The organism is Streptomyces sp. AM 2-1-1 (genome assembly GCF_029167645.1).
Lineage (GTDB): Bacteria > Actinomycetota > Actinomycetes > Streptomycetales > Streptomycetaceae > Streptomyces.
The window spans coordinates 6,957,864-6,970,242 of the sequence record NZ_CP119147.1 but is presented as its reverse complement, the minus strand read 5'-3'; the positions used below and the strand labels follow the sequence as shown (position 1 = coordinate 6,970,242).

Annotated in this window: 14 protein-coding genes; 8 read left to right on the top strand and 6 right to left on the bottom strand. The window is 73.3% G+C overall.

The window, feature by feature from the left end; all coding sequences use genetic code 11:
* Window positions 1-44: 44 nt before the first annotated feature.
* Window positions 45-1,262, bottom strand: a complete 1,218-nt coding sequence (locus tag PZB77_RS30115; RefSeq protein ID WP_275495784.1) for a S8 family serine peptidase — start codon at window positions 1,260-1,262, stop codon at window positions 45-47.
* A 135-nt stretch (window positions 1,263-1,397) separates the two neighbouring features.
* Between PZB77_RS30115 and PZB77_RS30110 the strand changes: the two genes are divergently transcribed.
* The 3 genes from PZB77_RS30110 to PZB77_RS30100 all read left to right on the top strand — a co-directional run bounded on the left by PZB77_RS30110 (window position 1,398) and on the right by PZB77_RS30100 (window position 3,416).
* Window positions 1,398-1,982: a sugar O-acetyltransferase gene (locus PZB77_RS30110; protein ID WP_275495783.1), complete on the top strand. Its 585-nt coding sequence runs from the start codon at window positions 1,398-1,400 to the stop codon at window positions 1,980-1,982.
* Complete coding sequence (locus tag PZB77_RS30105; protein WP_275495782.1) at window positions 1,982-2,530, top strand: TetR family transcriptional regulator; 549 nt, start codon at window positions 1,982-1,984, stop codon at window positions 2,528-2,530. The genes PZB77_RS30110 and PZB77_RS30105 overlap by 1 nt, the downstream gene beginning before the upstream one ends.
* 355 nt (window positions 2,531-2,885) lie before the next feature.
* Complete coding sequence (locus PZB77_RS30100) at window positions 2,886-3,416, top strand: cupin domain-containing protein (RefSeq protein ID WP_275495781.1); 531 nt, start codon at window positions 2,886-2,888, stop codon at window positions 3,414-3,416.
* 34 nt (window positions 3,417-3,450) lie between these two features.
* Here PZB77_RS30100 and PZB77_RS30095 read toward each other — a convergent pair whose 3' ends face one another.
* Window positions 3,451-4,215 carry an SDR family oxidoreductase gene (locus tag PZB77_RS30095; protein ID WP_275495780.1) on the bottom strand — a complete coding sequence of 255 codons (765 nt, stop codon included), beginning with the start codon at window positions 4,213-4,215 and terminating at the stop codon, window positions 3,451-3,453.
* A gap of 313 nt (window positions 4,216-4,528) precedes the next feature.
* Here PZB77_RS30095 and PZB77_RS30090 point away from each other — a divergent pair, with 313 nt between their 5' ends.
* From PZB77_RS30090 to PZB77_RS30080, 3 genes are all read left to right on the top strand, one after another.
* Complete coding sequence (locus PZB77_RS30090; RefSeq protein ID WP_275495779.1) at window positions 4,529-5,254, top strand: ScbR family autoregulator-binding transcription factor; 726 nt, start codon at window positions 4,529-4,531, stop codon at window positions 5,252-5,254.
* Window positions 5,255-5,259: 5 nt separating this feature from the next.
* Complete coding sequence (locus PZB77_RS30085) at window positions 5,260-6,168, top strand: zinc-binding dehydrogenase (protein WP_275495778.1); 909 nt, start codon at window positions 5,260-5,262, stop codon at window positions 6,166-6,168.
* 203 nt (window positions 6,169-6,371) lie between these two features.
* Window positions 6,372-8,399 carry an NB-ARC domain-containing protein gene (locus PZB77_RS30080; RefSeq protein ID WP_275496282.1) on the top strand — a complete coding sequence of 676 codons (2,028 nt, stop codon included), beginning with the start codon at window positions 6,372-6,374 and terminating at the stop codon, window positions 8,397-8,399.
* A gap of 170 nt (window positions 8,400-8,569) precedes the next feature.
* Here the strand turns inward: PZB77_RS30080 and PZB77_RS30075 are convergent, their stop codons facing one another.
* Window positions 8,570-9,379, bottom strand: a complete 810-nt coding sequence (locus PZB77_RS30075) for a PepSY domain-containing protein (RefSeq protein ID WP_275495777.1) — start codon at window positions 9,377-9,379, stop codon at window positions 8,570-8,572.
* 237 nt (window positions 9,380-9,616) lie between these two features.
* Between PZB77_RS30075 and PZB77_RS30070 the strand changes: the two genes are divergently transcribed.
* Both PZB77_RS30070 and PZB77_RS30065 read left to right on the top strand, forming a co-directional pair.
* Complete coding sequence (locus tag PZB77_RS30070; protein WP_275495776.1) at window positions 9,617-9,865, top strand: DUF6296 family protein; 249 nt, start codon at window positions 9,617-9,619, stop codon at window positions 9,863-9,865.
* Window positions 9,866-9,935: 70 nt separating this feature from the next.
* The gene (locus PZB77_RS30065; protein ID WP_275495775.1) at window positions 9,936-10,373 is read left to right on the top strand and encodes a protein phosphatase; all 438 of its coding nucleotides are present in this window, start codon (window positions 9,936-9,938) and stop codon (window positions 10,371-10,373) included.
* Here PZB77_RS30065 and lepB read toward each other — a convergent pair.
* From lepB to PZB77_RS30050, 3 genes are all read right to left on the bottom strand, one after another.
* Window positions 10,343-11,179: a signal peptidase I gene (lepB, locus tag PZB77_RS30060; protein WP_275495774.1), complete on the bottom strand. Its 837-nt coding sequence runs from the start codon at window positions 11,177-11,179 to the stop codon at window positions 10,343-10,345. The genes PZB77_RS30065 and lepB overlap by 31 nt on opposite strands.
* 139 nt (window positions 11,180-11,318) lie before the next feature.
* On the bottom strand, window positions 11,319-11,630 hold the full coding sequence (locus PZB77_RS30055; RefSeq protein ID WP_275495773.1) for a hypothetical protein: 312 nt from the start codon (window positions 11,628-11,630) through the stop codon (window positions 11,319-11,321).
* 149 nt (window positions 11,631-11,779) lie between these two features.
* Window positions 11,780-12,289 (bottom strand): DUF664 domain-containing protein, encoded by a 510-nt coding sequence (locus tag PZB77_RS30050; protein WP_275495772.1) that lies wholly within the window; start codon window positions 12,287-12,289, stop codon window positions 11,780-11,782.
* Window positions 12,290-12,379: the final 90 nt, after the last annotated feature.

Here is a 12,379-nt window from a genome sequence, read left to right as displayed (position 1 = left end):
GGGCCCGGGCTCACCGCCCGCCACCACGCGGGCGGGTCGCCGCGTCACCGGCCGCCGGGGAGCCGGCGCCCCTGCGGAACCCACTTGCGCGCACGGCCGAGCGGGACGACGGCCAGCGCCCCGGCGACCAGCAGCACCACGGCCAGGCCCGCGCCGGCGACCACCAGCGCCCGCCTGCCGGGCTGCGGGTCAGCGGCCGCGGGCATCCGCACCGGCGCCGCGGGGGCCGCCGCGGCGGTGCGCCCCTCCGGCAGCACGGTGGCCAGTGCGGCGTACGGGTCGAGGCGCGGCACGTCCGCCGGGTAGGAGGCCTCGGTGAGCTGACGGGAGACCTCGGCGGCGGGCATCGTGGGGTGGCGGGCGCGTACGAGGGCCGCGGCGCCCGCCGCCGTCGCGGCGGCTATGGAGGAACCCGAACCGATCCAGTGCCCCTGGCCGCGCGGTCCGACGCCCACGACCTGGTCGCCCGGCGCGGCCAGGTCCGGCCGGTAGGCGTCCGGCGCCTCCGCCGGGCGGGAGCCGTCGGGACCGAAGTCGACGACGGCCAGCACCTCCGGTACGGCGGCGGGCCAGTACGGTCCTGACGGGGGCGGGGCGTCGCCCCGGGTGTCCGCCGCGAGGTCCGGCGCCGCCGGTGCGACGACGAGGACGTCGTGCGCGGTCGCGTACCTCACGGCGGCCGTCAGTACGCCCCTCCCGGAACGCAACGCGGCTCCCGTGCAGACGACGTCCGCACCGGCGTCCACCGCGCTGCGGATGCCGTCCGCCACCAGGGCCGCTTCCCACGCGCCGCGGTCGTCCGTGCCGGAGACGGCCAGCACGTCGGCCGCGGGGGCGATACCGACGACACCCGACCCCTCGGCGGGGGCGGCGGCGATGACGCCGGCCAGGAAGCTGCCGTGCCCGACGCAGTCCGTGCCCGCGCCCGCAAGGGCGGACACCCGCCCGGCCAGGACGGGTACCGCGCCGCCCACCCCGGTGTCCACGACGGCGACGGTCACTCCGGCCCCGCGGCTCAGTTCCTGCGCCCGGGAGTAGCCGAGCGTCCTGCGCACCCACGATCCGCTCGACGCCGTGCGCTCGGAGGCGGCGGTGCACGGAGCCCCGTCCCCCAGCGTCAACGGCAGCGGGGGCAGCAGGGTGACCGCCGGGGCCGCCGGGGCGGGAGGTCCGTCCGCGACGGCGGGGACGGCGAGTCCGAGGGCCAGAAGGGGTGTTGCCGCCGATCCGAGCAGCAGGCGCGTGGTGACGTGACGTCGCATGCGGCGCATGATAGGCGGCCCGCGCGACGCCGCGGGGCAGGCCCGTTCACCTGGTGTTCGCCTGCGCCCCGAGGAGGGCCGAAGCCGTGGACCGCGGTCGCCGGACAACGGCCGACAAGGTGTACGATCGTACGCATGACGACGACGGACTACTTTGCCGACGACCCGCGCACCCCGCTGGAGCGCATGCTCGCGGGGGACCTGTACATCGCCGACGACCCCGAGATCGCGCAGCGCCAACGGCACGCGATGCGGCTGGCCGCCTCCTACACCCAGGCGTACCTCGCGGACACCGAGCGGGCCGGGGCCGTCCTGACCGAGCTGCTCGGTTCGGTGGGGGAAGGCGTCGACGTGCGACCGCCCCTCTTCGTCGACTACGGCAGCAACATCACCGTCGGAGCCCGCACCTTCATCAACTACCATCTGACCGCCCTGGACGTCGCCCGGATCACGATCGGTGAGGACTGCCAGATCGGTCCGAACGTACAACTCCTCACCCCCACGCACCCGGTGGACCCGCAGCCCCGCCGGGACAAGCTGGAAGCGGCGCTCCCCATCACCATCGGTGACAACGTCTGGCTCGGCGGCGGCGTCATCGTGTGCCCCGGCGTGTCGATCGGTGACAACGCGGTCGTCGGCGCCGGCTCCGTGGTCACCAGGGACGTCCCCGCCAACGTCGTCGCGGTGGGCAATCCCGCCCGCCCCGTGCGCGACATCTGATGGCGACCGGGCAGGCGGATCCGGAGCGGCGCGAGCGGATCCTCGCCGCCACGCTCGATCTGATCGCCGACGACGGCGTGGCCGGCGTCTCGCACCGCAAGATCGCGGCACGGGCCCGGGTACCCCTCGGTTCGATGACGTACCACTTCGACGGCATGGACGGGTTGCTGCGCGAGGCCTTCGGCCGTTTCGCCGGCCACATCGTGGCCGTCTTCGAGCACCACCTCACCGGGGTGGCCTCCGTCGAACAGGCCCGCGAGGCGGTCACCGACCTCATCCACGCGCTCTCGCAGGGACCGCAGCGCGATCTCGTCCTCGCCCAGGAGCTCTACACCCTCGCCGCCCGCCGCCCCGAGTACCGGGAACTGACCCGGGCCTGGATGCTCCGCAGCCGGAGCCTCCTGGAGCGGTGCTTCGACCCGGACACCGCGCGTCAGGTCGACGCCCTGATCGAGGGAATGGCCCTGCACCGCGCCCTCGACCCCGAACCGCATCCGCGCGCGCTGACGCGCGAGGCGGTCGGCCGCCTCACCGCGGGTGCGGCCTAGTTCTGCCGTCCGCGCGCGAGCGGCCGCGGCACGGATCACCGGCTCCGCTCGGCTCCGGCCCGGTCGGCCCGTCCCCAGAACTGCCCGTGAGGCGCGTCCTGACGCGCGCCTCACGGGCCTTCGACGGGGCCTGCGAACCCTCGACGGCGCCGGGGAACGGCTCGGCCTTCCAGGCGTCGCCGCTCCCGGTGCGCGCCCGACACCTCCCCCGGGCACGCAACTCTCCGCCGAAGCCCCCGTGTACACGTGCGGAAGCGGCTTCCGTCCGCCTCGGATCACGCGGAGGGCCCGGCGCGGAACCCGTCGTCCGGCCCGGGCCGCCCCGCCCGGGGGCGGACCGCATAGAGTCGCGCGCATGAGCGATCCGCTGACCCACCCCGGCGAGGGCTTCCACCCGCACCTGGCCGGCGCACCGGACCACCCGGCAGCGGGCTCCCCGCGCACCCGTCTGCACCACGTCCGCGCCGGTCGGCTCGACGGCGACACGGCGCAGTCCGGCGGCATGCGCAGATTCGCCGCCATCAGCGGGAGCACCACCGGCTCCGAGAAGCTGTGGATGGGGCAGACGCACGTGGCGCCCGCGACCGCGTCCTCGGACCACCACCACGGCGCGTCCGAGACCGCCATCCACGTGGTCAGCGGGCACCCGGAGTTCGTCTTCCTCGAACCGGCCGACGACGGGGGGACGCGGGAGGTACGTCTGCGTACCTCACCGGGCGACTACGTCTTCGTACCCCCGTACGTACCGCACCGCGAGGAGAACCCCGATCCCGCCGAAGAGGCGGTCGTCGTCATCGCCCGCAGCACCCAGGAGGCGATCGTCGTCAACCTGCCCGGCCTCCACGCGCTCGCCGGCACCGGAGATCCGGACCCCGGGAGCCGGTGAGGCGGGGCACCCGGACCGCCTCGCACCGGCCCGCTCAGAGCGCGCTGCCGCCCGTGGCGTCGATGTACTGGCCGGTGATCCACCGGGAGTCGTCGGACGCCAGGAAGGCGACGATGCCGGCGATGTCGTCGGGACGGCCGATCCGACGGAAGACCGAGAGTGCGGCGATCGCGTGCCGCGCCTCTTCGGTGGCGCGCCGTGCGGCGTTCATCTCCGTTTCGACGAAGCCCGGTGCCACGGCGTTCACGGTGATGCCGCGGGGCCCCAACTCCTCGGCGAGGGTGCGGGTCAGGGAGTCCACCGCTCCCTTGCTCATGGAGTACGCGAGGGTGCGCGGGAGCGCTTTCCTGCTGGCGGCGGAGGAAAGGTTGATGATGCGTCCGCCCTCCCCCATCCGCTTCAGCGCTTCCTGGGTGACGAAGAGCGGGGCCCGGGTGTTGACGGCGATCAGCCGGTCGAAGTCCTCGGCCCGTAGATCCTCGATGCGCGAAGAGATGCTGACGGCGGCGTTGTTGACCAGGATGTCGAGCCGCGGGCCGTCCCCCTGCTCATGGGCACCGGCGTCGAAGGCGTCGAACAGGGTCCGCACGTCCCCGTCGACGCCGAGTTCGGCCCGCACCGGGAAGCAGCGCCCGCCGGCCTGACGGATGTCGGCGACCGTCCGCGCGGCGGCTTCCTCGTTGCTCGCGTAGTGGACGGCGACGAGTGCGCCGTCCGCGGCGAGGCGCCTGGCGATCCCGCGTCCGATACCGCGGCTCGCGCCGGTCACCAGTGCGGTCCTGCCGGTGAGCGATCCCATGTGTGCCCAGCTCCGTTCACCCGACGGCCCGTCCGTACGGTCCCGGAAACCGTACAGGCAGCCGTCCCCGGGGCGGTCGGTCGGCGCAGCGAGGGCCCGGACGCGGGTCCGGGGCCGGGGCCGGGGGCGCGTCGAGGCATGTGTGGGGTGGCGCCTCGCGCGGGGAGTGCCGGTCCGTCAGTCCCCGTTTCAAGCACGGGAGTCGGGGCCCGTGAGCAGGGGTAACATACCGGCGCGTCTGTTTCGCGCCCGCCTCGTCACGAGACGCGCCGCGCGGCAGGGCGACCGGGCGAACGGACCGAAGGAGTCTGCCATGGCGCAGCAGGAGCGGGCCATCAGAACGCGATACACCGTGCTGGAGGCCGCGGCCGAGGTGTTCGCGTCGAACGGGTACGAAGCGTCCACCATCAGCGAGATCATGTCCCTCGCCGGGGTCACCAAGGGGTCTCTCTACTTCCACTTCTCCGGCAAGGAGGCGCTCGCGCACGCGGTGCTCCAGCACGCGGTCATCGTCAAGCCGGACAACCCGGTGAAGATGCAGGCCGTGGTGGACCTGGGGTTGCTCCTGGCGTACCGGCTGCCCCGCGAGCCCCTGCTCAGGGGCGCGGCACGGCTGGCCGCCGACCAGAACGCGCGGCCGTTCTTCGGTGGACCGTGGCCGCAGTGGCGGGACGTCATCGCGACCCTGCTCGCCGAAGGGCGTTCCCAGGGCGAGGTGTTCGAGCACATCGACCCGCTCGAGACCGCGAACGTACTGGTGGGTGCGTTCACCGGATTACAGTTGGTGTCCACCGTGGCGGACGGTCCGGACAGCCTGCTCCTCCTCGCCTCCGACCTGTACCGCCTGGTCCTGCCGGGCATAGCCGTGCCGGGAGTCCTGCGGGTGCTCTCCACCGGTCCGGACCGCGCGCATCACGTGTTCGACGTGCTGGGACAGCCCGGCTGGGACCTGCCGGTGACGTTCGATAACGTGCCCGGTGCCTCGTTCCCGGTGTCGTCCGGGCAGGTGGAGGCTCCTGTTCCCCCGTCGAAACGGTGACCCGCATGCACGCGATCCACGTCCGCACGACCGGTGGCCCCGAGGTCCTCGAGTACGCGGAGGTACCCGACCCGGTCGCCGCGCCGGGACGCGTGCTCCTCGAGGTCGAAGCGGCCGGGGTGAACTTCGTCGACACCCTCGTCACCGACGGTACGTACCCCGCGCCGAGCGGCCATCCGTACATCCCGGGTACCGAAGTCGTCGCACGCGCCGAGGACGGCCGACGGGTCCTGGCGAGAGTGCGGTCGGGATACGCGGAGCGGGTGAGCGCCGATCCCGCCACCATGGTCGTTCTCCCCGAGGAGGTCGACGCCGGACAGGCGCTCTCCCTGCTGATGCAGGGTCTCACCGCCTGGCACCTGCTGAAGTCGGCGGCCCGGCTCGTGCCGGGCGAGACGGTGGTGGTGCACGCCGCCGCGGGCGGGGTGGGGAATCTGGCGGTCCAGCTGGCCCGGGAGTTCGGCGCCGGCCGGGTGGTGGCGGTCGCCTCGACGTCCGCGAAACGGGCCGCCGCCCTGGAGGCGGGTGCGGACGAGGCGGTGGAGTATCCGCTCACCGGGAAGGCGGACATCGTGCTGGACGCCTCCGGAGGCGCGCTCTTCGACCAGGGACTGGCCTCGCTCGCGGAGCACGGCAGGATCGTCACTTACGGCAACGCCTCGCGGTCCGCGCCGGCGCCGCTGGACACGGGCCGGCTCCTGATGCTGAACGCGTCGGTGACCGGGTTCCAGCTGGGCAGGTCGCTCTCCCGTCCGGATGCGTTCTCCACGGCGCTCGGCGAGCTCCTCGACCTGCTGTCGCGGGGCCGCCTGAAGCCTCTCACCGGCGGCGACTACCCGCTGGCCGAGGCCCGGCGGGCGCACGAGGACCTGCTCGCGCGCCGTACCGTCGGGAAGCTCGTGCTGCGGCCCTGATGAACTCCGCCCGGGACCACCACCCGCGGTGGTGGGGGCCGGGGCCGGGGCGCGGCCGGCTCCGTGGGAGTCCTCCGGTCGCGCAGCGCCACGGACATTCACGCCAATTACCGTCGGCCGGAGCATCACATGTCGGCCTTTTTTGACTGCTTCTCCCCAAGGCGGGGAGGCGCGCCGCCGGGAGAGGCAGGATGACCCCCGTGATGGGCAACCCACCCGTCGTCACGACCAGTTTCATCGGCAGAAGCGGTGAGCTGGACCGGACCGAGCGGGCACTGGACGAACACCGGCTGGTCACTCTCACGGGGCCCGGCGGCATAGGCAAGAGCCGTCTCGCGCTCCACGTCGCGGACCGGACCGCCGGCCGGTACACCGGCGGTGTCTGCTGGGCCGACCTCTCGCACCTGCACGGTGACGCGTCGCTGACCACGGCCGTCTGCGACGCGGTCGGTCTGCTGGACCACAGCCGGCGCCGTCCCGTGGAGGCGCTGAGCGAGTGGCTGGCCGACCAGCGGCTGCTGCTCGTCCTGGACTGCTGCGAGCGGGTTCTGGCCGCCTGCCGCGACCTGGTGGAGCAGCTGCTCGCCGCGGCGCCGGGGCTCCGGGTGCTGGCGACCAGCCGGGAGCCCCTCGACGTGGTCGGCGAGTGTGCCGTGGAGGTACCGCCACTGGCGCCCGGGAGCGACGCGCAGCGCCTCTTCCGGGAACGGGCCGCGCTCACCGCGCCGGACCGGCGGCTCGACCTGCCGGTGGCGGCGGCGGCGGTGGGCGAGATCTGCCGCCGTCTGGAGGGGATCCCGCTCGCCGTCGAACTCGCCTGCGCCCGGTTGCGGGAGTCGGAGGTGGAGGAACTCCTCGACCGGCTCGGTTCGCGGCTCGGCACCCTGGTGGACGACACCACGTGGCCCCGGCGCCACCGGGCGCTGCGCACGACGATCGGCTGGAGTCACGAGCTGTGCTCACCGATCGAACGGCTGTTGTGGGCCCGGCTCTCCGTCTTCCGCGGAGTGATCCGGCCGGCGGACGCACAGGCGGTCTGCGCCGGCGGGCCCCTCACCGCGGACGGGGTGGCCCGCGGTCTGGAGCGGCTCGCCGCCCAGTCGGTGCTCCAGCGGGACGGCGCCGGCTACCGCATGCTCGACACCCTGCGCGAGTACGGTGCCATGTGGCTCGGGGAACTCGCGGAGGCAGGAGTGCTCGCCGACCGGCACGCCGCCCACTTCGCGGACGTCACCGACCGGTCGCACGCCGGGTGGCTCGGGCCTCGTCAGCTGGCGCGCTACCGCCGCGTCGACGAGAGCCACACGGACCTGTCGGCCGCCCTCGACCACCTCCTGGTCGCGTCCCCGGCCCTCGCGCTGCGCATGGCGGGGCAGGCCGGGCTCTTCTGGAGCTGCTGCGGCCACCTCCACCAGGCCCGTACGTACCTGGAGAGGGTGCTCGCGCTGCACCCGGCCGGCGGCAGGGACCGGACGCGGGCCCTGTGGGCACTGGGCATCACCCTCACCCTGCAGGGTGACCACGGGGCGGCTTCCGGGGTCGGCGAGGAGTGCGCCCGTTCGGCGCGGGAGGACGCGGATGCTGAATCGATCCTCTCCGCGGCGCACACGGTGAGTTTCAACCACCTCATGGCGGGCCGGCCGCAGGAGGCGCTGGCGGTGAGCGACGGCGCGCTGCGCGAGCTGCCGGTGGAGCCCTCCGCCGCTCCCTCCGTCCTTCGGTGCCGGGTCATACGGCTGTTCGCGCTGACCGCTCTCGGACGGCTGGACGAGGCCTACGAGGACGCCGTCGGACTCCAGCGGATCAGCCTGGAGTACGGGGAGCGCTGGGCGCGCGGGTACGCGGACCACCAACTCGCGCTCATACACATGCTGCGGGGCCGCCCGAAGGACGCGGAGATCCATGCCCGCGCCATGCTCACCAGCAAGCACCAGCTGCGGGACAGCCTCGGCATAGCTCTCGCGCTCGACCTGCTCGCCGGTGCCATCGCCGCCCAGGGCGACGGAGTGGGGGCGGCGCGCACCCTCGGGACGGGGCAGACCTTCTGGCGGATGGTCGGCCACCCGCAGCGGGGCACTCCGGAGCTGGGGGCCATCCGCGACCGGTGGGAACGCCTCGCGCGCGAGGCGGCGGGCGAGTCCGCGTACGAGACGGCCTACGACCGGGCACTCAAGGACACCGCGGAGCACGGACTCGCCCACGCGCTGCGGCCGGAGCGCCCTCCGGGGTGACGGCGCGCGTCCCGCCGTCTTCGCGGGCGGCAGGACGCACGCCGGCTCCGGAGGGATCTCGCCCCGGGGGCCGGCGGGTCGCCGCCCGGCGGCGACCCGCCGGGGAAACGCGGTGCGGAGGTGTGCCGCCCGGGCGGCACACCTCCGCACCGGGGCCGGCGGCGGGGGGATCAGTTCTCCTCTTCGGTCACCTCGCCGACGACGGTTCCCTCGGCGGCGTCGATCTCGAAGTCGGTCTCGTTCCATGAGGAGTCGACGACGTCGACCGTCCAGACGAGGACGTCGTCGTCGTTCTCCTCCAGAGCGAGCGAGGTCACCCAGCCCTTCTGCTTGTCGGTGGCCACCTTCGCCGCCTGCTCCGGCGTCTGGGTCGCCTTGTCGACCATTCCGGCCAGCCGGCTCTTGTCGTCGGCGTCCTGGTCCTCGTCCTCGGTGGTGTCCAGGACCTTCCCGGAGACCGCGTCGATCCGGACGGTGTGCGCGGTGCCGTCGTCCTCCGCGACCTGCGCGACCCATTCGGGGTCGTCGGAACTGCCGCTGGGGCTCGGGCTGCCCGACGGACTGGGGCTGCCGCTGGGGCTGGAGCTGCCGCTGGGGCTGGGGCTGGGGCTGCCCGACGGACTGGGGCTGCCGCTGGCGTTGTCGTCGTCGAGCCCGCCGAGCTCCAGGTCGACCAGAGTGCTGCCCGAGACCGCACCCACCGCCGTCTCGGCGGCCTTGTCGAAGGTGATCTTCGTGGCGTCGAGCACGTCCTTGCGCTTCTGCTGCTCCTGGCTCAGCTTCTTCGGAGACGGGCTGGCCGACCCCGAGGGTGAGGTGGTGGCCTGGTGCGGCATGACCTTCGCGGCCTCCGAGGTGGCCGACGCCGACCCGGAGCCACTGTCCTGTCCGCAGCCCGTCACCATCGCCGAGACGGCGACGGCGCACACGACCGCGCCGACCGCTCGGAGCGTGCGGGTGCGCGAGGAGACACGTTTCATGTGGGGGGGATCAAGTCTCATGTGCGCATGCCTAGCCCGGGCGGCGGTCAACCATGGGCGGCGCCGCGCCGAACCACCCGATCGACCTGAACCACTCCGCCCGTTGGGCCCGTCCGCCCCCTCGCGGAGAACAAGCGGCCGAACGGGCCCTTCCCTTGACCGGGCACGGACCGCGAGGGTGGGAAACAATGGAATCCAAGGGGTCCGACGTTCGTCGTGCCCGATCGGGAGGCCCACATGGACTATCCGGAACGTTTCGAGCTCATCTTCCAGACGCTCGGCGCGGAGGACGACGTCGTCGTCGTCCGGCTCACGGAGCGCGCCGGGGCGGGAGGGCACCCCGTGTACGAGGACGAGACCGGCATCGTCCGTGCCGAGATCAGCGCCAGGGGCGAGGTGCGGATGCTGGCGAGCGGTGGCCACCAGGTACCCGGCGCCCCTCTGCTGGCCCGCCCGCTGGGCGCGGAGGCCCCTCCCCAGGAGTGAACGGGGCTCCCCTCCGGGAGTGAACGGGGCTCTCCTCCGCCGGCGCGCGGGACCGCCGTAGGGTGCGGGTATGAACGAGACGTGGGACGTGGCCGCCCCGGGGGTGCTGTGCCTGCCCTCCGGGCGGCGCGTCCGGGGGCGGGGACTGAGGCGGCCGGTGCCCGAGGGGCCCGCGCCGGACTTCTCCGTACACCTGCTGGGCCGCGACCCCGGTCCGGTGGCATGGGAGTCGCGCTGGCTGCGCTGGCCCGACTTCCGGCTTTCCGCCGACCGGGACGCCGCCCGGTCGCTGCTGGCGGAGGTGTGGGACCGGGCCGCCGTCGAGCGGGTCGAGGTCGCCTGCGCAGGCGGCCGGGGGCGTACGGGCACGGCCCTGGCGTGCCTCGCGGTGCTGGACGGGGTCCCGCCGGCGGCGGCCGTCGCGTTCGTGCGGGAGCGCTACGACCCCCGCGCCGTGGAGACCCCCTGGCAGCGGCGTTACGTCCTGCGTTTCGGGGACTCCGTCTGACCCGGTGCGTCCAGGGCCCCCTCCCGGCGCCTGCGGAGCAGGACGACGGGGAGCGTACCGGCGAGTGCGAGCCCTCCCGGGACCGAGGCTGCCGCGATGCCCGGCTGGTCGAAGGTGGCCGGAATCGGCAGGGTCGCCCAGCGGCTCACCGGCCAGGCGACCACGACCGCCCGTCCCACCACCTTGTCCACGGGGACCATGCCGTCGTTCTTGTCGTTCCGGTGGTAGCGGGAGTCGGCGGACGCCTGGCGGTGGTCGCCCATCACCCAGATCTTTCCCTCGGGGACGGTCACCTTGAACTCTCCGTCCCCCTCCGGGCTGCAGGCGGTGTTACCGGGATAGACGAACGGCTCGTCGAGTGCCTTCCCGTTGAGGAGGAGCGGACCGGTACCGGAACACTGGACGGTGTCACCGCCCACCCCGATCACGCGCTTGATCAGGTCCTTCTCCTCCGTCGAAGGCATCAGCCCCACGAAGGTCAGCACCTGCTGCGCCGGGTTGGGCGGCTCCGCGTCGACACCGTTCAGCCAGCCGTCGGGGTCGTGGAAGACGACGACCTCGCCGCGCTCGGGTCCGGAACCGAACCAGGGCGTCAGCTTGTCGACCAGTACCCGGTCGCCCTTCTGCAGGGTGTTCTGCATGGACTCGGAGGGGATGGAGAACGCCTGCACCAGGAAGGTCTTGATGAGGAGTGCGAGGCAGAGGGCGACGATCACCAGCAGCGGGATCTCCACCCAGTAGGGCCGCTGCTTCTTCGGCTGCGCCCGTCGTCCCCGTTTCCTTCGCAAGACGTCCGTCCCTGTCATCGCACCGCTCCTCGCCCCGCACTCACTCCCCGTACCTGTCCGGTTCGGGTGCGTGAGCAACTCTAGTACCGCGAGGACCGGGATCCCTCCCTCCCGGCGGCGTCGCCGTCACGGCACGGGGCTGTGGCGCTCGGCGCCGCTACGCGATCGAGGGTGGCGCGGGAGCCGGTGCGCACCGGGGTGAGGGAACCGTCGCTCCCGCGCCCGCGCGCACGGCCTCGACGACGGATTGGTGGAAGGTGCGGCTCTCCTCTTCGGAGAAGCACGGAACGGGGCTGCCCGCCATGGTGAACCAATCGGAGGATCCGCTGAACTGCACGGCCACGGCCGCCTGCTCGTCCGACCACGTCGTGTGCACGGTCAGATCCCCGGTCACGATGCCCACCTCGGCGGTGCTCACTCCGCCGGCTCCCGCGAAGACGCCACTGGTTGTCCACGATGCCCAGTTCATGACGTCTCGCCTTTCGACAATGCCAAGCCTGCCTACTGGCTGCTTTCGAGTATGGCACCGCCGTCCCGGGCTCGCACCGGTGTGCGGATCCGGAGCCGCACACCGCGCTGACCTGGGCTCTCCCGCCCTGTGCGCAGCCGACGGCGGGCTCAGGCGCGTTCGAGCGCCCCGCGTACGAAGGCGGCCTGTCCGGCGTGCTGGAGGTCGTCGGCCACCACGCTGACGAGCCGGACACCGAGGGTGACCGGCGGCGACCACGCCTCGTCGACGATGCGTTCGAGCGCGTCGTCGGTGAGGCCGCCGACGAAGCTCAGGGTGCGCTCGTGCACGGCGTCGTAGTAGCCGAGCAGGAGATCGGCCGAGGCGACCCGCACGGCGCCGACCTCCTTGCCGGTGTGTCCGTAGCCGGTCGCGGCCCGGTCGAAGGGGAGGTCGAACCGGTCGGCCCAGCCGTCGGTGAACCAGACCTGTTCACCGCCCGAGGCGTCCGCCACGTGGTCGTCCTGGATCCGGGTCAGGTGCCACAGCAGCCAGGCGATGGAGTTGGCCCCCTCGTCGGTCCGGGCGTTGAGTCGGTCGGCGGAGAGTCCTTCGGCGGCCGCGTGCACCGCTTCCCGGACCCGGCCGAAGGCATCGGTCAGCAGATCTGAGGTATTCATCTCTCCACTGTGGCGGGCGTGCCGCCGGGCCGCATCGGCATCACGGATTCTCCGTCGTGACACTGATGCGGCCCGGCGGGCGATCGAACG